The sequence below is a fragment of the Primorskyibacter flagellatus genome (assembly GCF_014638275.1).
GTDB lineage: Bacteria > Pseudomonadota > Alphaproteobacteria > Rhodobacterales > Rhodobacteraceae > Pseudooceanicola > Pseudooceanicola flagellatus_A.
In genome coordinates this window covers 698,737-720,936 of record NZ_BMFJ01000002.1, presented here as the reverse complement: position 1 = coordinate 720,936, position 22,200 = coordinate 698,737, and the positions used below count along the sequence as shown (strand labels likewise).

General features: G+C 66.6%; 20 protein-coding genes and 1 tRNA gene. 14 read left to right on the top strand and 7 right to left on the bottom strand.

Annotation, left to right across the window (positions count from 1 at the left end; all coding sequences use genetic code 11):
- Positions 1-98: 98 nt before the first annotated feature.
- The 5 genes from IEV87_RS17825 (at position 99) to ftrA (ending at position 4,529) form a co-directional block, all read left to right on the top strand.
- A complete protein-coding gene (locus tag IEV87_RS17825; protein ID WP_188479161.1) occupies positions 99-1,262 on the top strand; it encodes a M20 aminoacylase family protein in 1,164 nt (387 codons plus the stop codon).
- Complete coding sequence (locus IEV87_RS17820) at positions 1,259-2,242, top strand: pyridoxal-phosphate dependent enzyme (protein WP_188479160.1); 984 nt, start codon at positions 1,259-1,261, stop codon at positions 2,240-2,242. Before IEV87_RS17825 ends, IEV87_RS17820 begins: the two co-directional genes overlap by 4 nt.
- Entirely contained in the window at positions 2,239-2,958 is a 720-nt protein-coding gene (locus IEV87_RS17815) for a haloacid dehalogenase type II (protein WP_188479159.1), read from the top strand. The genes IEV87_RS17820 and IEV87_RS17815 overlap by 4 nt, the downstream gene beginning before the upstream one ends.
- Positions 2,955-3,419 carry an Lrp/AsnC family transcriptional regulator gene (locus tag IEV87_RS17810; protein WP_188479158.1) on the top strand — a complete coding sequence of 155 codons (465 nt, stop codon included), beginning with the start codon at positions 2,955-2,957 and terminating at the stop codon, positions 3,417-3,419. Before IEV87_RS17815 ends, IEV87_RS17810 begins: the two co-directional genes overlap by 4 nt.
- Positions 3,420-3,554: 135 nt before the next feature.
- Positions 3,555-4,529 carry a transcriptional regulator FtrA gene (gene ftrA / locus IEV87_RS17805; protein ID WP_188479157.1) on the top strand — a complete coding sequence of 325 codons (975 nt, stop codon included), beginning with the start codon at positions 3,555-3,557 and terminating at the stop codon, positions 4,527-4,529.
- Positions 4,530-4,578: 49 nt separating this feature from the next.
- Here the strand turns inward: ftrA and IEV87_RS17800 are convergent, their stop codons facing one another.
- Together IEV87_RS17800 and IEV87_RS17795 are read right to left on the bottom strand one after the other, a co-directional pair.
- On the bottom strand, positions 4,579-5,016 hold the full coding sequence (locus tag IEV87_RS17800; protein ID WP_188479156.1) for a rhodanese-like domain-containing protein: 438 nt from the start codon (positions 5,014-5,016) through the stop codon (positions 4,579-4,581).
- A gap of 217 nt (positions 5,017-5,233) precedes the next feature.
- Positions 5,234-5,319: transfer RNA gene (locus IEV87_RS17795), tRNA-Leu, on the bottom strand.
- A 150-nt stretch (positions 5,320-5,469) separates the two neighbouring features.
- Between IEV87_RS17795 and IEV87_RS17790 the strand changes: the two genes are divergently transcribed.
- Complete coding sequence (locus IEV87_RS17790; protein ID WP_188479155.1) at positions 5,470-6,453, top strand: complex I NDUFA9 subunit family protein; 984 nt, start codon at positions 5,470-5,472, stop codon at positions 6,451-6,453.
- Positions 6,454-6,495: 42 nt separating this feature from the next.
- On the opposite strand, the gene IEV87_RS17785 is transcribed toward IEV87_RS17790, so the two are convergent.
- Positions 6,496-7,311 (bottom strand): undecaprenyl-diphosphate phosphatase, encoded by an 816-nt coding sequence (locus tag IEV87_RS17785; RefSeq protein WP_188479154.1) that lies wholly within the window; start codon positions 7,309-7,311, stop codon positions 6,496-6,498.
- Between the two features lie 217 nt (positions 7,312-7,528).
- Here IEV87_RS17785 and IEV87_RS17780 point away from each other — a divergent pair, with 217 nt between their 5' ends.
- The 8 genes from IEV87_RS17780 (at position 7,529) to fzlA (ending at position 17,849) form a co-directional block, all read left to right on the top strand.
- Positions 7,529-8,965 (top strand): NAD(P)-dependent oxidoreductase, encoded by a 1,437-nt coding sequence (locus IEV87_RS17780; RefSeq protein ID WP_188479153.1) that lies wholly within the window; start codon positions 7,529-7,531, stop codon positions 8,963-8,965.
- A 115-nt stretch (positions 8,966-9,080) separates the two neighbouring features.
- Positions 9,081-9,518, top strand: coding sequence for a GFA family protein (locus IEV87_RS17775; protein ID WP_229737693.1), 438 nt, complete (start codon positions 9,081-9,083; stop codon positions 9,516-9,518).
- On the top strand, positions 9,515-10,258 hold the full coding sequence (locus IEV87_RS17770) for a hypothetical protein (protein ID WP_188479152.1): 744 nt from the start codon (positions 9,515-9,517) through the stop codon (positions 10,256-10,258). The genes IEV87_RS17775 and IEV87_RS17770 overlap by 4 nt, the downstream gene beginning before the upstream one ends.
- Before the next feature lie 52 nt (positions 10,259-10,310).
- On the top strand, positions 10,311-14,849 hold the full coding sequence (gltB, locus tag IEV87_RS17765) for a glutamate synthase large subunit (protein ID WP_188479151.1): 4,539 nt from the start codon (positions 10,311-10,313) through the stop codon (positions 14,847-14,849).
- A 157-nt stretch (positions 14,850-15,006) separates the two neighbouring features.
- Positions 15,007-15,864 carry a hypothetical protein gene (locus tag IEV87_RS17760; protein ID WP_188479150.1) on the top strand — a complete coding sequence of 286 codons (858 nt, stop codon included), beginning with the start codon at positions 15,007-15,009 and terminating at the stop codon, positions 15,862-15,864.
- A 76-nt stretch (positions 15,865-15,940) separates the two neighbouring features.
- A complete protein-coding gene (locus IEV87_RS17755; RefSeq protein ID WP_188479149.1) occupies positions 15,941-16,348 on the top strand; it encodes a hypothetical protein in 408 nt (135 codons plus the stop codon).
- A 38-nt stretch (positions 16,349-16,386) separates the two neighbouring features.
- Positions 16,387-17,130, top strand: coding sequence for a monofunctional biosynthetic peptidoglycan transglycosylase (gene mtgA / locus IEV87_RS17750; RefSeq protein ID WP_188479148.1), 744 nt, complete (start codon positions 16,387-16,389; stop codon positions 17,128-17,130).
- Between the two features lie 53 nt (positions 17,131-17,183).
- Positions 17,184-17,849, top strand: a complete 666-nt coding sequence (gene fzlA / locus IEV87_RS17745) for an FtsZ-binding protein FzlA (protein ID WP_188479147.1) — start codon at positions 17,184-17,186, stop codon at positions 17,847-17,849.
- Positions 17,850-17,865: 16 nt separating this feature from the next.
- Here fzlA and cobF read toward each other — a convergent pair whose 3' ends face one another.
- From cobF to IEV87_RS17725, 4 genes are all read right to left on the bottom strand, one after another.
- Entirely contained in the window at positions 17,866-18,630 is a 765-nt protein-coding gene (gene cobF, locus IEV87_RS17740) for a precorrin-6A synthase (deacetylating) (RefSeq protein WP_188479146.1), read from the bottom strand.
- Positions 18,631-19,118: 488 nt separating this feature from the next.
- Entirely contained in the window at positions 19,119-19,949 is an 831-nt protein-coding gene (locus IEV87_RS17735) for an enoyl-CoA hydratase (protein WP_188479145.1), read from the bottom strand.
- The gene (locus IEV87_RS17730) at positions 19,946-21,115 is read right to left on the bottom strand and encodes a CaiB/BaiF CoA transferase family protein (protein WP_188479144.1); all 1,170 of its coding nucleotides are present in this window, start codon (positions 21,113-21,115) and stop codon (positions 19,946-19,948) included. Before IEV87_RS17730 ends, IEV87_RS17735 begins: the two co-directional genes overlap by 4 nt.
- Positions 21,112-22,200, bottom strand: a complete 1,089-nt coding sequence (locus IEV87_RS17725; protein ID WP_188479143.1) for an ABC transporter ATP-binding protein — start codon at positions 22,198-22,200, stop codon at positions 21,112-21,114. The genes IEV87_RS17730 and IEV87_RS17725 overlap by 4 nt, the downstream gene beginning before the upstream one ends.

Below are 22,200 nucleotides of genomic sequence, written 5' to 3'. Positions count from 1 at the left end.
ATTGAAGGAAGAACGGGGTCCGGGCCGATGATTTGCCATGTCGGCCCGACCGGGAACGGGGCTAGGCTGCGGGTAGCCAGACCCACACGGACACGCCCATGCCATCCCTGTCACACGACGCCCTCACCGCCCTCACCGCCCTGCGCCGGCAGTTCCACGCCATTCCCGAAATGGGGTTCGAGGAGGTGAAGACCTCGGACCTGATTTGCCGGACGCTGGACGACATGGGTGTTCCGTACGTTCGCGGCATCGGTGGCACCGGCATCGTCGCCACGCTGCGTAAGGGCACGTCGACACGCTCTATCGGGTTGCGGGCCGACATCGACGCCCTGCCGATACGGGAGGCGACGAACCTGCCCTATCGCTCCACCCATGAAGGCCGGATGCATGCCTGCGGTCACGACGGCCACACCACCATGCTGCTTGGCGCGATCCGCGCGCTTCTGGGCACCGATTTCGACGGCACCGTGCAGTTCATCTTCCAGCCGGCCGAGGAGCACGGCAAAGGTGCCATCGCCATGATGCAGGACGGACTGTTCGACCGCTTCCCGATGGATGCGGTCTATGGCCTGCACAACATGCCCTGGCTCGACGCCGGAAAGATTGCGCTGAACCCCGGCCCGATCATGGGGGCGGAGGACAACTTCGTCATCCGCATCCGGGGACAGGGCGGTCACGCCGCCATGCCGCACCGGACCAGGGACCCAATGACTATCGCAGCCTCCGTCGTATGCGAACTTCAGACCATCGTCGCGCGCAACGTCGACCCGCTTCAGGGGGCGGTCGTGTCCTGCACCGAATTCCTGACCGACGGGGCGGTGAACGTGATCCCGACCGAGGTGACGATCAAGGGCGATACCCGCAGTTTCCTGCCCGAGGTGTCGCAGCTGATCGAGGAGCGGATGCACCGGATCGCGAAGGGCCTCTGCGATGCGCACGGGGCTGAGCTGGAGTTCACCTATGACCGGGTCTTCCCCTCTACCGTCAACTCTCCGGCAGAGGCGGCGCTTGCCGCGACCGCTGCCGCCTCTGCCCTCGGTGCCGGCAACGTCGCCGCCGACACTCCGCCGATGATGGCGTCCGAGGATTTCGGTGCCATGCTGCGGGCGCGTCCGGGCTGTTACGCCTTCATAGGCAACCGCGGCGCTGACGGGAGGGGAGGGATCATGCTGCACAACGCGGGTTATGACTTCAACGACGCGATCATCCCGGACGGTGTCGCCTACTGGGTGTCGCTGGTCGAAAAGGCGCTGCCCGCATGACGGGTGCGGCCGATCTGCTGGCGCTCTGCCCCCGGTACGCGGAGACGCCGCTGCGCGAGGTCGTGTTCGACGGACGCCGGGTGCTGGTGAAGGACGAAAGCGCCCGCATGGGGCTGGGGTCCTTCAAGGCGCTCGGCGGCATCTACGCTGTCGCGCGGTTGCTGGAACAGGCCACCGGGGTCATGCTGGACTCCGCCGCAGCACTCGACCGGATGCGGGGGTCGGCTGCGGACCAAGCCTTTGTCTGTGCCTCCGCCGGAAATCACGGGCTGGCCGTCGCGACCGGTGCGCGGCTGTTCGGTGCCGCTGCCACCGTCGTGCTTTCGGATGCTGTGCCCGAAGCCTTCGCGGACCGCCTGCGCGCGCGGGGGGCCGAAGTGCTGCGCCGGGGCGCGACCTACGAGGACAGTGTCGCCAGCGCGATCGCCTTCGCGGAGCAGTCGGGCGCAATCCACCTCGCCGACAGTTCGTGGCCCGGCTACACCGAACCGCCCCGGCTGGTGATGGAAGGTTACGCCGTGCTCGCCGACGAAATGCAGGTCCGGTTCGACGCTTCCGGCGACTGGCCCGATCACGTCTATCTGCAGGCCGGGGTCGGGGGACTGGCCGCTGCGGTGGCACGGCAGATCCGTACCCGCTGGAGCGTTCAGCCCCGCATCACGGTGGTGGAACCCGACGCCGCCGCCTGCCTTGCCCGGAGCCACGCCGCCGGACGCCTTGTGACCGCGCGGGGTCCGGTTTCCTCCATGGGGCGGCTCGACTGCAAGGAGCCGTCGATGCTGGCCTTCGACATCCTGCGCACCGCCGCGGACCGCTTTGTCACGGTCACCGATGCGCAGGCAGAGGAAGCCGCCACCCGATTCACCGCCACCGGTCTGCCGACGACGCCTTCGGGGGCGGCGGGCCTTGCGGCGTGTCTCACCGACGGGGCGGCGGGCCGTCCGCTGGTGATCCTGAGCGAAGGCGCGGTTGCGGGATGATCCGGCCGGATCATAAGCTGGCCTTCGACGTCTACGGAACGCTTGTCGACCCTCACGGGCTGGTCGGGCATCTCGGGTCTCTCGGCAGCACGGACGGCGCGGGGGTCTCTGCCCTCTGGCGGCAGCTGCAGCTCGACTTCAGCTTCCGCCGCGCCCTGATGCGGGACTGGGTGCCGTTTGCGGAGATCACGCGGCAGGCCCTGCGCACCGCCTGGGCCTATACGGAACCCGCGCCGTTACCGCGCGGGGCAGAGGATGCGATCCTCACGGCCTATCTGTCCCTCCCGGCCTTCGACGATGCGGTGGACGCGTTGCGCGCGCTCCGGTCGGCGGGTCTGTCCTGTCATGCCTTTTCCAACGGCGACCCGGACGACCTCGACGTCCTGCTGCGCGCCAGCGGCCTTGGCAACCTGCTTAACACCGTGGTCAGTGCCGCGCCCGTAAGGTCGTTCAAGCCGGACCCGCAGGTCTATGCCCATTGCCTTGCACGGATCGGGTCGCCGCCCGACCGCACCTGGCTCGTCTCCGGCAATCCCTTCGACATTCTTGGTGCCGCCCGCGCAGGGTGGAACACGCTCTGGGTGCAGCGCGATCCGGCCCGTCCCTTCGACGCCTGGGGCATCTCGCCGACCCTGACCGTTGCCAGCCTCGCGGACATCCGGCAGCATGTCGGGCAACCCGACCGGATCCGACCCGATGTAGGCGACCCGACATGACCCTTGCCCTGCCGAAACCCGATCTCGACGCCACCGACCTTGCCATCCTGTCGGAGCTTGCCGTCAACGCCCGGATGCCCTTTGCCGAAATCGGCCGTCGGGTCGGCCTGTCGCAGCCCGCCATGTCCGAACGGGTCAAGCGGCTGGAGGATCGCGGGATCATTGCGGGCTATCGCGTGATCGTCGACCTCGACCGCATCGGGCTGGGTCTGACGGCAATCATCCGGCTTGCGACGGATCACAGCCGGATCAATCCGTGCATGGAGAAACTGCGCAGCCTGCGGGGTGTGACCGAAATCCTGCGCACGACCGGCGAAGACTGCCTGCACATCCGCGTCACCCTGCGCAACACGCGGGAGCTTGAGCAGGTCGTGGATGCGGTCGCGCGGTTCGGGCTGGTGCGCACCTCTGTCGTGCTGAGCCGGGAAGGGTTCGACTATCCCGATTTCGACCAGAGGTGAGCCGAAGCGGGCTCCTTGCCCGGCGTTTTCTCTGGCTCCGACCGTCGCGCGATCGCGGGGCACCGAACCGATGGCAATCTGTCGTCCTTGCGGTCATCATGGCCCGGCTGACCCTCCCCCTGCCGCGAACCCGACATGAACCAGATTCAGACCTTGCAATCCGCCCGCGCGCCCCAGGTCGTCGCGCTGGTCTACGACGGTCTCTGCACCTTCGAGTTCGGCATCACCGCCGAGATCTTCGGCCTCGACCGCCCCGAGATGGGCCCGGACTGGTATCGTTTCGCGGTGGCTGCCGTCGATACCGGGGAGATGCGGGCGCATGGCGGTCTGCGGTTCCACACCGACGGCGGGCTGGAGCTTCTGGCCGGGGCCGACCTGATCGTGATCCCCGGCTGGAAAGGCCGGGACGTGCCGGTTCCGGAGGCCCTCGCCCAGTCCCTCCGCGATGCATGGATGCGCGGCGCACGGATCGCGTCGATCTGTTCCGGCGCCTTCGCCCTTGCCGGGTCCGGGTTGCTGGCGGGTCGTCGCGCGGCAACGCACTGGCGCTACGCCGCGCATCTGGCAGAGCTTTGCCCGGAGACCACCGTCGATGCCGACGTGCTCTATACGGAGGATGACCGCATCTTCACCTCTGCCGGCAGTGCGGCGGGCATCGACCTGATGCTGCATATCGTACGCTCGGATTTCGGCGCCGACGCCGCCAATTCGGTCGCGCGGCGGCTGGTCGTCCCGGCGCATCGGAACGGCGGGCAGGCCCAGTATGTCGAACGCCCCGTTCCCCTGGCCCGCGAGACGCGATTCTCGGCCCTGTTCGACACGATCCGGGCCGACCCCTCCCGGCGCTGGACACTGGCGGACATGGCCGATGCCGCGTCGATGAGTGAACGGACGTTCCTGCGCCGGTTCCGCGATGCGACCGGCACCTCCCCGCAGGAGTGGCTGCGCCTGATCCGGCTCGATCTCGCGCGGCAGGCGCTGGAGACGACGGATACCCCGGTCGAAGCCATCGCCGCCGATCTCGGCTTCGGCACGGCTTCGGGGTTCCGGCAGCAGTTCCGGGCGGAGGTCGGTGTCTCTCCGCGCGACTACCGGGCGAATTACCGGTAGACGAAAGGCGCCCCGAAAGGCGCCTTTCCGTTTCCTGCGATAAAACCGCTCAGGCCCGTTCGACATTCGCGACCGTGTCAGGCTCCGGCCCGGTCGCCAGTCCGAAGCCTTCGTCGATCCACCCGGTCACGCCGCCGATCATCTCCTTCACCGGACGGCCCAGCCTCGCCAGACGCACGGCGGCCTTGTTCGCCCCGTTGCAATGCGGACCGGCGCAGTAGACGACGAACAGCGTGTCGCCCGCCCATTCCGCCATCCTGCGTTCGGTGATCTTGCCATGCGGCAGGTTGATCGCGCCCGGCACGTGGCCTTCGGCATAAAGTTGCGGGCTGCGCACGTCGAGCAGGACAAAATCCGTCGCGCCCCGGGACAGGCCGTCATGGGTGTCCCAGCAGTCGGTCTCGAAGGTCAGGCGCGCCTCGAAATGGCGCAGCGCCTCGGCAGAGGCGGCGGCAGGCGTGGCGGCAGGGGCGGAGGGTTCGGACATAGCTGTGACCTCGGGTCTGGTTTGAAACATGCCAAACCATCGTCGGAGTGACAGATCCCGTCGAGCCGGTTTCCCGCCGTTTATCGCAACGATCCCGCCAGATCGGCGCGCCATGACGGACAGGATGCGACGCGGACGGGTTCCCTCGGTTTCGGCGAAACCGCTGCTGCTCAAGTCTGCTGTTTGGAAGTCGCCCACTTTCCTACGGAAAGGGAAGTGGTGCCCAGAAGAGGACTCGAACCTCCACGGCCTTGCGGCCACTGGCACCTGAAGCCAGCGCGTCTACCATTCCGCCATCTGGGCACAGATTGCGTGAGGCCGCGATTTAGACGTCATGCGGGGTGGTGTCAACGGCGATTTGCGGCATTTTCCTCTGCGGCGCCATATCGCCTTGCCCGGTGACCCCGCGGGCGGTAGGAACAACTTCAGACGAAGGATTGCAGAGGTTTGCGCATGTCCAAGCTTGTCACCATCTACGGCGGATCGGGTTTCCTGGGGCGGTATGTCGCCCGGCGCATGGCGAAACAGGGCTGGCGGGTCCGGGTGGCGACGCGGCGGCCGAACGATGCGATGTTCGTGCGCACCTACGGCAACGTCGGCCAGGTCGAACCCGTGTTCTGCAACATCCGCGACGATGCCTCGGTTGCCGCCGCGATGGCTGGGGCGGAGGCCGTGGTGAACTGCGCCGGTATCCTGACGGAGAAGGGGCGCAACAGCTTTGACGCGGTGCAGGCCGAAGGGCCGGGGCGGATCGCGCGGATCGCCGCCGAAACGGGTGTCGCCCGGATGGTGCATATCTCGGCCATCGGCGCCGATGCGGAGGCGGAGAGCGACTATGCCCGCACCAAGGCGGAGGGCGAGGCCGCCGTTCTGGCACATATGCCCGGCGCGATAATCCTGCGCCCCTCGATCATGTTCGGGGCAGAGGACGAATTCTTCAACCGCTTCGCCAACATGACGAAATTCGGTCCGGTCCTGCCGATGGTGGGCGGGTCGACCCGGTTCCAGCCGGTCTATGTCGACGACGTGGCCGCCGCGGCAGAGATGGGCGCCCTGGGCGCGGCGCCGGGCGGGATCTATGAACTCGGCGGGCCGGATGTGCGCAGCTTCCGCGAGCTGATGCAGGAAATGCTGTCGGTGATCCAGCGCCGCCGCGCGCTGATCGACCTGCCGATCTTCGTGGCGAAACTGATGGCGGCTGGGCTGACGGCGGCGCAGTTCCTCACCGCCGGGCTGTTCCGGAACGAGGTGCTGACCGCCGACCAGATCGTGAACCTGCAGAAGGACAACGTGGTGTCGGGGGATCACAAGGGGTTCGACGACCTCGGGATTGTGCCGACCGCAACCGAAGTGGTCCTGCCGGGCTATCTCTGGCGGTTCCGGCCGTCGGGGCAGTACGCGGCGATCAAGGACTCGGCGAAGAACCTGAAGGTCTGAGGGGCGGGACGGCCCGCGGCTGGACGGGTATTCCGCCGGCCGTCAGACGCCTGCGCCCGGCCAGGCCCACCAGATCAGACCGATCCCAAGCACGACGCGATAGATGACGTAGGGCGTGAAGCTCACCGTCCGCAGCAGCCGCATCATCAGCACCAGCGCCAGCAGGGCCGACACGAAGGCCAGCGCCGTGGCAATCCCGACGTCGCGCAATGCGCCGATATCCCCGTCGACGACGACCTCCGCGCCCAGAAGAACCGCGCTGGCCAGGATCACCGGGATCGACATCAGCATGGAGATCTTGGCCGCGTCCTTGCGCTGATACCCCATGAACCGAGCGCCAGTGATGGTGATGCCCGACCGCGATGTCCCCGGGATCAGCGCCACCGCCTGCCACAGCCCCAGAAGCCAGGCCTCGCGAAGGGTCCAGTCGCGCGCCTCCTTCACCTCAGGCCCCTTCTGATCGGCCCACCACAGCACGACGCCGAAGACCAGCATCGTCCAGCCGATCAGGAAGGCCGACCGCATCATCTCCTCCAGCCCCGTCACCTTGAGGATGAAGCCGATCACGATCGCCGGGATGGTCGCGACGATCAGCAGGAAGGCCAGCCGCGCGCCGGGCGTGTCCAGTCTGCCGGTGACCAGACGGGGCAGGCCCGCCACGGCTTCGGACACGTCGCGCCAGAAGTAAAGAATCACCGCGCCAAGCGTGCCGAGATGAACGGAGACATCCAACGCCTGACCCTGATCTGCCAATGAAGTAAGCTGAGGCAGCAGAATCAGGTGCCCGGAGGAGGAGATCGGAAGGAATTCCGTGACGCCCTGAATGACCGCCAGCAAAATCAGTTGGAACAGGGGCATCGCTCACCTCGGGCTTTTGCACTGGTTTAAGCCTTTGATGAAATAAGGGAAGGGCGTTGATAGGTATAACTTCGGACCTATTATAGGGCGCGCCGCCGTGCCGATCCGCCTCCTGCCTCTTTTTGACCTGAATAAAGGTCAGCATTAGTGACTTTTCATTGCCGCCGCTTTCCCTTATGAGAATTTCCAGCAAAAGACGTGAGCGAGAGGATCCCGCGTGGCCAAGCAACCGATGCTGAAATTCGTGACCACTCCGCGCGACATGCCCGAAAAGCGTGACGCGGAGGTTCGGAACAAGGATTTCGACGAGATCTATGCCGAATATGCCGCCGCCAAGGCCGAAGAGCAGGCCTCGCGCTGTTCCCAGTGCGGCGTTCCCTATTGCCAGAGCCACTGCCCGCTGCACAACAACATCCCCGACTGGCTGCGCCTGACCGCGACGCACCGGCTGGAGGAGGCGTACCAGGTCTCCCAGGCGACCAATACCTTCCCGGAGATCTGCGGGAGGATCTGTCCGCAGGACCGCCTGTGCGAGGGCAACTGCGTCATCGAATCCTCCGGCCACGGCACCGTGACCATCGGCGCGGTCGAAAAGTACATTACCGACACCGCCTGGGAAAAAGGCTGGGTGAAGCCGGTGACCCCGGCGGTCGAACGCAAGGAGTCTGTCGGTGTCATCGGTGCGGGCCCCGGCGGGCTGGCTGCGGCGGACATGCTGCGGCGCGCGGGCGTGCAGGTCACGGTCTACGACCGCTATGACCGGGGCGGCGGGCTGCTGACCTACGGCATTCCCGGCTTCAAGCTGGAGAAGGATGTCGTCATGCGCCGCATCGACCAGCTTGAGAAATCCGGCGTCACCTTCGTCATGAACACGGCTGTCGGGGAAGACATCTCCTTTGCCGACATCCGCGCCAAGCATGACCGCGTCATCATCGCCACCGGCGTCTACAAGACGCGCGAACTGACCCAGCCCGGCTGTGAGGCCGGCGGCATCGTGCGCGCCATCGACTACCTGACCGCCTCCAACCGCGCCTCCAACTTCGGCGACACGGTGCCGGAGTTCGAGTCGGGTGCGCTGAACGCCAAGGGCAAGAAGGTCGTGGTCGTCGGCGGTGGCGATACGGCGATGGACTGCGTGCGCACCGCCATCCGGCAGGGCGCGACCTCGGTCAAATGTCTTTACCGCCGCGACCGCGCCAACATGCCCGGCAGCCAGCGCGAGGTGCAGAACGCGGAGGAGGAGGGTGTCGAATTCGTCTGGCTCTCCAACCCGCTCGACTTCACCGGGGACGCGGTGTCCTCGATGACGATCCAGCGGATGCGCCTCGGCGCGCCGGACGCCTCGGGCCGCCAGTCGCCGGAGCTGATCGAAGGGTCGGACTACGCGGAGGACTGCGATCTGGTCATCAAGGCCCTTGGTTTCGAACCCGAGGACCTGCCGACGCTCTGGGACCAGCCCGAACTCGCCGTGACCAGATGGGGCACGATCCGCGCGGAATTCGGCACCGGCAAGACCAGCCTCGACGGGGTCTATGCGGTTGGCGACATCGTGCGCGGCGCCTCGCTTGTGGTCTGGGCGATTCGTGACGGACGAGACTGCGCGGCGGCGATTCTCGACGACCTGATGGCGGCCAAGGCCGTCGCGGCAGAGTAATAATTCAACGATTTCAGTGGCAACCCTGAAATCGGCACCGAACGCTCAGGCGCGGAGTCGCGCAACACCCGGTCAGGCCGTGGTAAACACCGGCTTAACCAGAAGGCCCGAGACAATGGCACGAGAGATGACAGGACAGTGCATGTGCGGCGCGGTGAGCTTCACCGCGGCCGACGTGCCGTCCGAATTCGGGGCCTGCCATTGCGAGATGTGCCGCCGCTGGTCCGGGTCCGCGCTGCTGGCGCTGACCGTGAAAGCCGCAGACGTCACCTTTGCGGGGGAGGCGCATATCCGCACGCTGCAAAGCTCGGACTGGGCGGAACGCGCCTGGTGCCAGCGCTGTGGCACCGGGCTCTACTATCGGCTCACCGGCGACAGCGGGCCGGGCGCCGGAACCATGACGATGCCGCTCGGCATTTTCGACGATCCGGACGGCTTCACCTTTTCCAACGAGATCTTCATCGACTGCAAGCCCGACAGCTTTTCCTATGCCGGTGAGAGAGAGCGGCTGACCCGAGCCGAGGTCATGGCGAAATACGGGGTCGATCTGTGACCGACCGGCTCGACATACGACTGCTGCATGACGGCGACACGCTGCGTGTCTGGTTCCATCAGGGGACCGGCGACCGTCTGACCGTGTCCTTCACCGGCATCGGGGTCGAAGGGCAGGACCTTGGCTATGAATTCGCCCGAACCGCCACGCAGTCGGGCCGGGACCACGCGCTGTTCATCGCGGACAAGTCCCGCAGCTGGCTGAACGCGCCCGGCCTGATCGACGAAATCGCCCAGTGGATCGAAGCCTCCCGGCTGGAAACCGGCGCGCGCGAGGTGATGACGCTTGGCCATTCCATGGGCGGGTTCGCCGCGCTGGCCATGCCGAAATACGTCCCCGTCAGCTGTGCCGTGGGCCTTGCCCCGCAGGTCTCCGTGCATCCGGAGGTGGTCGGCGACGATCCGCGCTGGATGGACTACCGCAGCCGGATCGAGGAATTCGTCATCCGCGACCTGTCGGAAACGCTGGTCCCCGGCACCGCCTATTACGCCGTTCACGGCCGCCATTCGCGCGAGGCACCGCAGCGCGACCGGTTTCCGCGGGCCGACAACCTCGTTCATCTGATCCTGCCGCGCACCGTGCATAACGTGCCGCAGAAACTGCGCGGGGCCGGCATTCTCGAGGAGGTCGTCGAACAGGCCTTCCTCAACCGTCCGCGCCGCTTCCGGCTGGCGCTGGCGGGTCTCGAGGCCTACCGCCGCCCGCCCGCAGACCCCCAATTCGCCGGAGCCGTGACATGACCCGCGTCTCCCGCCCGACATCCCCGTTTCACCCTCATGGAGGATTTCCCAGATGACCACCTACGACGCAGACTGGGCCCGCGCCGAAGAAGCCAAGCGCAAGTGGATGGCCGAGAACGGCCTGTATTCCGAGGCAGAGGAGCATTCCTCCTGCGGCGTCGGGCTTGTCGTTTCCATCGACGGGAAGAAAAGCCGCAAGGTGGTCGAGGCCGGGATCAAGGCGCTCAAGGCGATCTGGCATCGCGGCGCGGTCGATGCGGATGGCAAGACCGGGGATGGCGCGGGCATCCACGTCCAGATCCCGGTGCCCTTCTTCCACGACCAGATCAAGCGCACCGGCCACGAACCGCGCGCGGACGAGATGATCGCCGTCGGGCAGGTCTTCCTGCCCCGCACCGACTTTGGCGCGCAGGAATCCTGCCGGACCATCGTCGAGGCCGAGGTGCTTCGGATGGGCTATTACATCTACGGCTGGCGGCACGTCCCGGTCGATATCGAATGCCTTGGCGAAAAGGCCAACGCGACCCGGCCCGAGATCGAGCAGATCCTCATCTCCAACTCCAAGGGCGTGGACGAGGAACAGTTCGAACGCGAGCTTTACGTGATCCGGCGCCGGATCGAAAAGGCGGCGGCCGCGGCCCATATCGAAGGGCTCTACATCGCGTCGCTGTCCTGCCGGTCGATCATATACAAGGGCATGATGCTGGCCGAACAGGTCGCCGTCTTCTACCCCGACCTGATGGACGCGCGCTTCGAATCCGCCTTCGCGGTCTATCACCAGCGCTATTCCACCAACACTTTCCCGCAGTGGTGGCTCGCCCAGCCCTTCCGCATGCTTGCCCACAACGGTGAGATCAACACCATCAAGGGCAACGTCAATTGGATGAAAAGCCACGAAATCCGCATGGCCTCCGGCACGTTCGGTGAGCTGGCGGAAGACATCAAGCCGATCATCCCCTCGGGGTCGTCGGACTCCGCCGCGCTGGATGCGGTGTTCGAGGTTCTGGTGCGCGCAGGTCGTTCCGCCCCCATGGCCAAGACCATGCTGGTGCCGGAATCGTGGTCCAAGCAGGCCATCGAACTGCCGCAGGCGTGGCGCGACATGTATTCCTACTGCAACGGCGTGATGGAGCCGTGGGACGGCCCCGCCGCGCTCGCCATGACCGACGGTCGCTGGGTCTGCGGCGGGCTCGACCGCAATGGGCTGCGTCCGATGCGCTATGTCGTGACGGGTGACGGCCTGCTGATCGCCGGGTCCGAGGCCGGGATGGTGCCGTCGAACGAAGGCACGGTGCGCGAGAAGGGCGCACTTGGACCGGGGCAGATGATCGCCGTCGACATGAAGTCCGGCAAGCTCTACCACGACGAGGAGATCAAGGACAAACTCGCCGCCTCCCAGCCCTTCGGGGAATGGGTCGGCAAGATCACCGATCTGGACGAGGAGCTCGCCAACGTCGTCGAAAAGCCGATGTACGAGGGCGCGGACCTTCGCAAGCGGCAGATCGCGGCAGGCTATACCATCGAAGAGGTGGAGCAGGTCCTGATCCCGATGGCCGAGGACGGGAAAGAGGCGCTGGCCTCCATGGGCGACGACACGCCCTCTGCCGTGCTGTCCAACAAGTACCGCCCGCTGTCGCATTTCTTCCGGCAGAACTTTTCTCAGGTGACGAACCCGCCGATCGACTCGCTTCGCGAATTCCGCGTCATGTCGCTCAAGACCCGGTTCGGCAACCTGAAGAACGTGCTCGACGAAAGCTCATCCCAGACGGAGATCTTCGTGCTGGACAGCCCCTTCGTCGCCAACGCCCAGTTCGAGGAGATGAAGACCCACTTCAACGCGGGCCTGTCGGAAATCGACTGCACCTTCGGGGTGGAGGAAGGGCCGGACGCGCTGCGCCGCGGCCTGAACCGCATCCGCGCCGAAGCGGAGGAGGCCGTGCGCTCCGGCGGCGGTCACATCATCCTGACCGACCACACGCAGGGTGAGGACCGCGTCGCCATGCCGATGATCCTCGCCACCTCGGCGGTGCACAGTTGGCTGACCCAGAAGGGCCTGCGCACCTTCTGTTCCCTTGGCGTGCGCACGGCGGAATGCATCGACCCGCATTACTTCGCTGTCCTGATCGGCTGCGGCGCGACCATCGTGAACCCCTACCTGGCCGAAGACACGCTGGCCGACCGCATCAAGCGCGGCCTGCTCGACATGACCCTGACCGAGGCCGTCGCGCAGTATCGCGAGGCGATCGATCAGGGCATGCTCAAGATCATGTCGAAGATGGGGATTTCGGTCGTGTCGTCCTACCGCGGCGGCCTGAACTTCGAAGCCGTCGGCCTGTCGCGCGCCATGTGCGCGGAATTCTTCCCCGGCATGACCTCCCGCATCTCCGGCATCGGGGTGTCGGGCATCCAGAAGAAGGCGGCGGGCATTCACCAGAAGGGCTGGCTCTCCGGCCTCGACGTGCTGCCGATCGGCGGGTTCTACAAGGCGCGCAAGTCCGGCGAGACGCACGCATGGGAAGCGCAGACGATGCACATGCTGCAATCCGCCTGCAACCGCGCGTCCTACGAGATCTGGAAGCAGTACTCCGCCCGCATGGCCGCCAACCCGCCGATCCACCTGCGCGACCTGCTGGCGATCAAGCCGCTCGGCCCCGCCATCCCGCTGGAAGAGGTGGAATCGATCACCTCCATACGGAAGCGTTTTGTCACCCCCGGCATGTCGCTCGGCGCGCTGTCGCCCGAAGCGCACAAGCTGCTGAACGTCGCGATGAACCGGATCGGCGCCAAGTCGGACTCCGGCGAGGGCGGCGAGGACCCGGCGCATTTCACGCCCGAACCGAACGGCGACAACCCTTCGGCCAAGATCAAGCAGGTGGCCTCCGGGCGCTTTGGCGTGACGGCGGAATACCTCAACCAGTGCGAGGAGCTTGAGATCAAGGTCGCCCAGGGCGCCAAGCCCGGCGAGGGCGGCCAGCTTCCGGGCATGAAGGTCACGAAACTGATCGCGCGGCTGCGGCATTCGACCGAAGGGGTCACGCTGATCTCTCCGCCACCGCATCACGACATCTATTCGATCGAAGACCTTGCGCAGCTGATCTACGACCTCAAGCAGATCAACCCGACGGTGAAGGTGACGGTGAAGCTCGTCGCGTCTTCGGGCGTCGGAACGATTGCGGCGGGCGTGGCGAAGGCGAAGGCCGACATCATCCTGATCTCGGGCCACAACGGCGGCACCGGGGCGTCCCCCGGCACCTCGATCAAATTCGCCGGTCTGCCGTGGGAGATGGGCCTGACCGAGGCGCATCAGGTCCTTGCGATGAACAACCTCCGCTCCCGCGTGACGCTGCGCACGGACGGCGGGCTGCGCACGGGCCGCGACATCGTCATGGCCGCGATGATGGGGGCCGAGGAATACGGCATCGGCACTGCCGCCTTGATCGCCATGGGCTGCATCATGGTGCGCCAGTGCCAGTCCAACACCTGCCCCGTCGGTGTCTGCACGCAGGATGAATCGCTGCGGGCGAAGTTCACCGGGACGGCGGACAAGGTGGTGAACCTCATCACCTTCTACGCCACCGAGGTGCGGGAAATCCTCGCCTCCATCGGGGCGAAGTCGCTGGATCAGGTGATCGGCCGCGCCGACCTGCTGAGCCAGGTCTCCCGCGGGGCCGACCACCTTGACGACCTCGACCTCAACCCGCTGCTGATCACGGTCGATGGATCGAAGAACATCGTCTACAACCGCGAAAAGCCGCGCAACCCGGTGCCTGACACGCTGGACGAGGAGATCGTGCGCGACGCCGCCCGCTTCCTCAAGGACGGGGAGAAGATGCAGCTGTCCTACGCGGTGCAGAACACGCACCGGTCGGTCGGCACGCGGACCTCGTCGCATATCGTGCGGAACTTCGGCATGAAGAACGCGCTGCAACCGGATCACCTGACGGTGAAGCTGTCGGGTTCTGCCGGGCAATCGCTTGGCGCCTTCGCCGCGCCCGGCCTGAAGATCGAGGTGATGGGAGAGGCCAACGACTATGTCGGCAAGGGTCTCTCGGGCGGCACCATCGTAGTACGTCCGCCGATGGAAAGCCCGCTGGTCGCGTCGGAAAACACCATCATCGGCAATACGGTGCTGTATGGTGCGACCGACGGCCACCTGTTTGCCGCGGGTCGGGCGGGCGAGCGGTTCGCCGTCCGCAACTCCGGCGCGAAGGTGGTGATCGAGGGCTGCGGGTCGAACGGGTGTGAATACATGACCGGCGGGGTTGCGGTGATCCTCGGTTCCATCGGGCCGAACTTCGGGGCGGGGATGACGGGCGGGATGGCCTATCTCTACGATCCGGAGGGCAAGGCCCATGACATGCTCAACCCCGAGACGCTTGTGACCTGCCCGGTCACGGTGCCGCATTGGGAGACGCAGCTGAAAGGGCTGATCGAACGCCATGCGGCGGAAACGGGCAGCCGCAAGGCCGCCGACCTGATCCAGAACTGGGATCTGGAGAAGGACCACTTCCTCCAGATCTGCCCGAAGGAGATGCTGATCCATATTCCGCATCCGCTTACGGTCGAGGAAAAGGCCATGCCGGCGGAGTGATCCTGCGGCCGAACCACGGAACAGCCCCGCCATCGTGCGGGGCTTTTTCGTGCCGTTCCGGTCACGCGGATTACGACACCGATGTCGCGGCGGGACGCGCCGATGCAGAGCGACGCGGTAACCTGAGCCCACGCGGTCAGCCTTGGGGGAGTCGGCCATGGGGTGGAAGACATGCGCGCGGCGGATCGGCCCTGGCCTGATCGTCGCGGTTCTGGCGGGGGCGTCGCTGGCGCAGGGGTTGCGTCCCCTGACGCCGAAGACCTTCCGCGTGTCCGTCGGTGAGACGAGCGGCACCGGCAGCCCGGACATGTTCCATTTCGGGCGCGGGATCGGCGACCTGATCATCACGGACATGGTGCAGATGCTCTACGAGGATCCGACGTATGCGGACTGCGACATGGGGATCCTGGAATGGCGGCGGCGGGCCGACATCCTGAAGGAATTCCAGCTGCAACAGAGCCGCTATATCGACCCGGCCACGGTCACCATGCACAGGATGCCGCCGGAACCAACCGCGCTGATCGAGGGCACGGTCAGCGACACGCCGGATGCGTTTTCTTGGAGGATGACGATGCGCGACCGGGCCTCGGGCAACGTGCTGGCGGTCAGTGAGGGCAGCGTGCCGATCAAGGATTTCTGGGATGCCTCCGGGATCATCGCGCGGGAGATGATGGATGCCGCCTGCCCGCCCGGATGGGAGGCAAGCGGCGGCGGGGCCTACATGACGGTGAGCGGGCATGTGGCGAGGATCGACTCTCCGTTCCTGCTGGACGGGGTGTTTCCGGGGGCCAATGTCGTGTTCAGTTATGCGCCAAGCGGGCCGCTGGCTGGCACGGTGAGCTATACGTTTTCGGGCGGCGGGTTCAGCGGGACAGGAACCGGGAGTTATACGCTGACGGAGCAGGAGGGAAAGGTCTACCGGCTTGAACAGACCACCACGGGCTGCGTCGACGGGGCGCCGAATTCCTGCCGCAGCAACAGCGAGGTCATCACGCTGACCCCGGTGAAGTCGTGAGGTTGGCGTCCGTCCGGCGGGGGGTGCCCGGCTCCGTCTCGACGTCCTCCCCCCGTGCCCGTTACTGTCCGCCGCGATGCGACTCCTTTACGAACACCGCTCGGCCCTGCGGACGCCGCCGAAGCTCGCCCTGATCGCGGGCGGGGCGGGGCTGACGGCGTGGCTTGCGCAGGAGCCGGGATTGCCGGGGTGGCAGCTCTGGGTGCTGTGGATCGTGGCGGCGACGCTTCAGATCGGCGGGGCGCTGTTGCTGCTGATGCGGCCGCGGGTGCATCTCTGGATCACCGAGGCGGAGATCATCATCGACCCGCAGGGGCCGTACCGGCGGATCCCGGTGCGGATGATCCATCACGTCGAGACCGGAGAGGGCGGGGCGCCACGCCTGAGGCTGCGCAACGGGGATGCGGTGGAACTGGCGGGCAAGGGGCGGGTGCGGGCGATGTTCCGGGCGCTCGACCGGGCGGGACTGCCGCGCCGCGATTAGCGATTCACTTGGACCCTGCGGTCGCGTAGACTGCGCGCATGGCGAAACAGGCAGCGCCGCGGTACAAGCCCGGCTCCCGGAGCAGGAAAAAGAAGCAGGAGCCACGCTTCCAGCCGATGCGCTGGCTGCGCCGCTGGATGCTGCGCGTCGTGCTGCTGTCCGTGGGCGTGATCCTGTTCGGCGTGGGGTTCTATGCCATCGTCAATCCGCAGACCGGCATCTACATGAAGCAGGAACAGCTGCGGCTTGGCTCCATCGACCGGCAGTGGGTGGATTTCGACCGGATCGCCCCGGTGATGGCGCGGTCTGTCGTCGCGGCGGAGGATGCCAATTTCTGCGCGCACTGGGGGTTCGACATGGACGCGATCCGCAAGGCGATCGACGCGGGCAGCAACCGCGGCGCATCGACCCTGTCGCAGCAGGTGGTGAAGAACGTCTATCTCTGGCACGGGCGGAGCTGGGTCCGGAAGGCGCTGGAGGCGCTGATCACCCCGGTGCTGGAAACCGTCTGGACCAAGCGGCGCATCCTGGAGGTCTATCTGAACATGGCGGAGTTCGACGAGGGCGTCTTCGGCGTGGAGGCGGCGGCGCATCACTATTTCGGCACCACGCCCGGCAAGCTGAGCGACCGGCAGGCGGCGCTGCTGGCGGCGGTGCTGCCTTCGCCCAAGCAGCGTTCGGCCAGCAGGCCGACAGAGTTCGTCAACCGCAGGGCGGCGTCGATCCGGGACGGTGCGGCAACCATCCGCGCCGACGGGCGTGCCGCCTGCTTCGAGGATTGAATTTCCCGCCCCGAGCGGGCAGAGACTGGTGAAGCCATATATATTGAGCCAACATGCTGACCCTCTACCATTTCCCGCTGTCCCCCTATAGCCGCAAGGTCCGCCTGTCGCTGGCCGAGAAGCGGATCGAATGCCAGCTGGTCGAGGAACGCTACTGGGAACGCGACCCGGATTTCCTGCGCCGCAACCCGGCGGGGAAGGTGCCGGTGCTGAAGGTGGACGGGGTCTTCATGGCGGAGAGCGCCGCGATCTGCGAATGGATCGAGGAGGTCTATCCCGATCCGCCGCTGATGCCGACCACCCCGGCAGAGCGGGCGGAGGTGCGGCGGCTGGTCAGCTGGTTCGACGACAAGTTTCACAAGGAGGTCACCTCGAACCTTCTGTTCGAGCGCGTCAACAAGAAGCTGATGAAGCAGGGCTATCCCGAGAGCAAGAACATCAAGGCCGGGGCGCAGAAGATCAAGTTCCACCTCGACTACATGGCCTGGCTGCTGGATCACCGGCGCTGGCTGGCGGGGAACGTGATGACGCTGGCGGATTTCGCGGCGGCGGCGCATCTGTCTTCGCTCGACTATATCTCGGACGTGGACTGGAACCGGTCGGAGAACGTGAAGGACTGGTACGCGAAGATCAAGTCGCGCCCGGCCTTCCGGTCGATCCTTGCGGATGTGGTCGCGGGGTTCCCGCCCCCCGCGCATTACGCCGATCTGGATTTCTGAGGGCCAGTCTTGAGGGTCAGTCCTTGGGGTCTGACCGGCGGGACAGCAGGTAGCTGTCCATGATCCAGCCCTTTTCGGCGCGCGCCTTCTTGCGGAGATCGGTGATTTCGTCCTGCAGGTCGGAGAGCCGTCCGGCGCGCAGGATCTCATCCTCCGTCCCGACATAGGCGCCCCAGTGGATGTCGAGATCGGCGTCGAGATCGCGGTAGGCGTCGCGGGTGTCGAGCATGACGACGACGTTGCCCTCCTCCGGCAGGCCCTTTTCAAGCTGGCGGGCGGACATGACCGTGAAGGGCTGACCGATCCGGTTCAGCGCGACACGGTGGCGGGCGGCGAGGGCGGAGACGGAGCTGATGCCGGGAATGACCTCGTACTCGATCTCCATCCCGGCGGCGCGCAGGTCCTCGATAATGCCGATGGTGCCGTCGTAGAGGGACGGGTCGCCCCAGACGAGGAAGGCGCCGAGGTCGGTTTCGCCCAGTTCCTCGGTCAGCAGGCGGAGGTAGATCGCGCGGACGGCGGCGCGCCAGTCCGAGACATCGCTGCGGTAGGCGCCGTCGCGGGCGCGGTCGGGAATGTCGAAGTCGACCATGCGGTAGCGGTCGTGGTCGATGTAGCGTTCGCAGATCTCGCGCCTCAGCAGGTGGAGGTCGGCCTTGTCGTCGCCCTTGAGCGGGATGAAGAAGGTGGTGACCTGTTGCAGGGCCTTCACCGCCTGGATGGTGATGTATTCGGGATTGCCGGCCCCGATGCCGATCACCTTGAGTCTGCGTCTGGTCATGGGGCGGTCCTGCTGCTGGTGCAGGGCGGTGATAGTGGCGGCGGGGGCGGGGGTAAAGGGTGGGTCTGCGGCGGGGTCCACCGGCAACAGGTCAGTGGTCAAGTCGAAGGGCAGCGGCCGACCGCGGGCGGAAGCGAAGCGCCCGCCCAGGGGGGCGGTCGGGCGCTGCCCGGCGTGCCGCCGGGCGGGTGCTTTGATCTTTGCGTGGGACGTTAGATTTTCACCGCCCCTCAAACGCCGGCGAGCGGCAGTACCGAGTCGTCCTCGGTTAGCAGCGTTGAGACCGGATGATTGTTCCTCGCAACGCAAACCACCGGCCATGGCGCGGGCTGCAAGCCCGGGCCGCGCCCGACTCTCCCCCCGGGAGGGCGCGGCCTTACCGTCTGGGTTCGAACGGAAACGACAGGAACAGTCTCCCGGAAACGCGCAGGGGCAGCCGGGAGAGGATCGTTTTGCAGCAGCCAGTCAGACAGATGTCGGTGACCGGTTCACCGCCCCCTGAACACCGGCGCGCGCTTTTCGGCGAAGGCGGCGCGGCCTTCGATGTAGTCCTCGCTGTCGAAACAGGCCTGCACGGCGGCATTGATCGCGTCGATGTCGCGCTGGCCGGGGTCCTGGGTGACGGCGCGGATCGCCAGCTTGGCGGCGTTCATCGTCAGGGGGGCGTTGCCGGCAATGTCGGAGAGGTAGGCTTCGGCGGCGGCGTCAAAGTCCTCGACCGGGAGGATGCGGTTGATGAGGCCCATGGAGAGCGCCTCCTCCGCCGAATACTTGCGGGCGGTGAAGAAGATCTCACGCGCGTTGGCGGGGCCGACGACATCCACCAGCGCCTTGATGCCGGAGTAGCGGTAGCCAAGGCCAAGCCGCGCGGCGGGCACGGCAAAGCGGGTGTCGGCGGAGCAGATGCGCAGGTCGCAGCCAAGCGCGGTCGCGACGCCCCCGCCGACGCACCAGGTGCGCGCGACGGCGACGGTCGGCTTGGGGAAGGCGACGATGGCGGCATTCGCCTCCGTCCCGACGCGGTCGTATTCGGCGACCTGTTCGGGGGTGGAGCGGCGGGTTGCGAATTCGGAGATGTCGGCGCCGGAGATGAAGGACTCCGTGCCCTCCCCCCGCAGGGCGACGACGCGCACGCTGTCGTCGGCGGCGAGGTCGTCGAGCGCGGCGGGCACCTGGCGCCACATGGTGTAGGTCATGGCGTTGCGACGCTTGGGGTTGGCGAAGACCATCCAGCCGATGCCGTTCCTGATTTCGGTCCGGATATGCGGGGTGTAGCCGTCGGCTTCGGGTTCGGGCGGGATGGTTTCCAGTTTGCTCATGCGATGCCTCGGGACTTCAGAGTTGCGATGTCGTCGGCAGAATAGCCGAGTTCCGACAGGACTTCATCCGTGTGCTGGCCGCAGTCCGGCGTGGCCGAGCGCATGACCGGCGAGAGGCCTTCGACCTGGAAGGCCTGGCCAAGCAGGCGCTGCCGTCCGCGGGACGGGTGGTCGACCTCGGCCACGATTGGCAGGTGGTTGACCTGCGGGTCGGCAAAAACCTGATCCATGGCGTTGATCGGACCGCAGGGGATGCCGGTGGCCAGCAGCGCCTCGGTCAGGTCGTGGGCGGTCCATTGCTTGGTGATCTCGTAGAGGATCGCGTTCAGCTGGGCGCGGTTGGCCTGGCGTTCGCGCGGGCCGCAGTAGTCGGGGTGGTCGACCAGATCGGGGCGGTCGATCACGTCGCAGAAGTCCTTCCACATGCGCGCGCCGTTCACTGCGATGTTCATCATCCCGTCCGAGGTCGGGTAGACGCCCATGGGCACGGCGGTCGGGTGGTCGTTGCCGGCCTGCGGCGGGACGACCCCGTCGATCAGCCAGCGCACGGCCTGAAAGTCGAGCATGGCGATCTGGGCCTGGAGGAGGGAGGAGTGGATCCATCGTCCCTCGCCGGTGCGTTCGCGGTCGAGCAGGGCCATCAGGATACCCATGGCGACGAAGAGACCGGCGGAGAGGTCGGCGACCGGAATGCCGACGCGCACCGGGCCCTGACCGGGCATGCCGGTGATGGACATCAGCCCGCCCATGCCCTGCGCCACCTGGTCGAAACCGGGGCGATGCGCATAGGGGCCGGTCTGGCCGAAGCCGGAGATGGAGCCGAGCACGAGCCGGGGATTGCGGGCATGCAGGGTGTCCCAGTCGAGCCCGAGCCGTTCCTTCACGCCGGGGCGGAAGTTTTCGACCAGCACGTCGGCGGTGTCGATCAGCCTGCCCAGCACCTCCTGCCCCTCGGGCGTCTTGAGGTCGAGCGTGAGGGAGCGCTTGTTGCGGTGCAGGTTCTGGAAGTCGGAGCTGTCGCGGTTGCCGTATCCCGCCGCGTCCTCGGGCGGTTCGATCTTTATGACGTCGGCGCCCCAGTCGGCGAACTGCTTGACGCAGGTCGGGCCGGAGCGGATCCGGGTCAGGTCCAGCACCTTGAAACGGTCGAGGGGAAGTTGGGTCATTCGGCGGCCTCGCGCATCGGTTCATCCTCCACCGGGATGATGGCCGCTTCGGGGACGGCGATCCAGACCTCGGACCCGGTCGCAAAGTCCTCCTCGGGCGGGCCGGCGGCGCGCAGGCCGGTGCCGGAGGCCAGGGTCAGGCCGTAGTCCCACCTTTCGCCCAGGAAGATGCGTTCGGTGACGCGGCCGGGCAGGAACAGCATGCCGGGTTCGGACGGAACAGCCCCGTCGCGGCGCGGGAGGAGCCGCAGGTTCTGGGGCCTGACTGAGGCCAGAAGCGCCCCGTCCGCCCCGCCCGAACTGGGAACGTCGAACCCGTCGAACACCATGCGGCCGGACTGGCGGCGGCCTTCGAGCAGGTTGGTGCGGCCGATGAATTCGGCGGCAAAGCGGGTCGTCGGCCGGGAATAGAGCCGGTGCGGCGTGTCCAGCTGTTCGATACGTCCGGCATTGATGACGGCGATGCGGTCGGAGATCGCCATCGCCTCGGCCTGATCGTGGGTGACGTAGACGGTGGTGATGCCGAATTCGGTGTGCATGCGCTTGATCTCGCTCCGCATGTCCTCTCGCAGGTTGGCGTCGAGGTTTGAGAGCGGTTCGTCCAGCAGCATCACCTTGGGCTGGAGCGCCACGGCACGGGCGAGCGCGACGCGCTGCTGCTGGCCGCCCGAGAGTTCCGCCGGATAGCGCCCGGCGAGGTGATCCAGTTGCACGACGCGCAGCACCTCGGCCGTCTGGCGGGCGATTTCGTCCTTGGGGAGCTTCTTCATCCTGAGCCCGAAGCCGACGTTCTGGGCGACGGTCATGTTGGGCCAGATCGCATAGCTCTGGAAGATCATCGACATCTGGCGGCGTTCGGGCGGGACCACGCCGGAGGGGGAGGAGATCTCCTCTCCGTCCAGCAGGATGGTTCCTTCGGTCGGGGTGATGAAGCCCGCGATCATGCGCAGCGTCGTCGTCTTGCCGCAGCCCGAGGGGCCGAGCAGGGACAGGAATTCGCCGTCGCGCAGGGTCAGGGACAGGTCGTCGACCGCCTTGAACGCGCCATAGGCTTTGGTCAGCCCGCGGAGTTGCAGGGTCGTCAT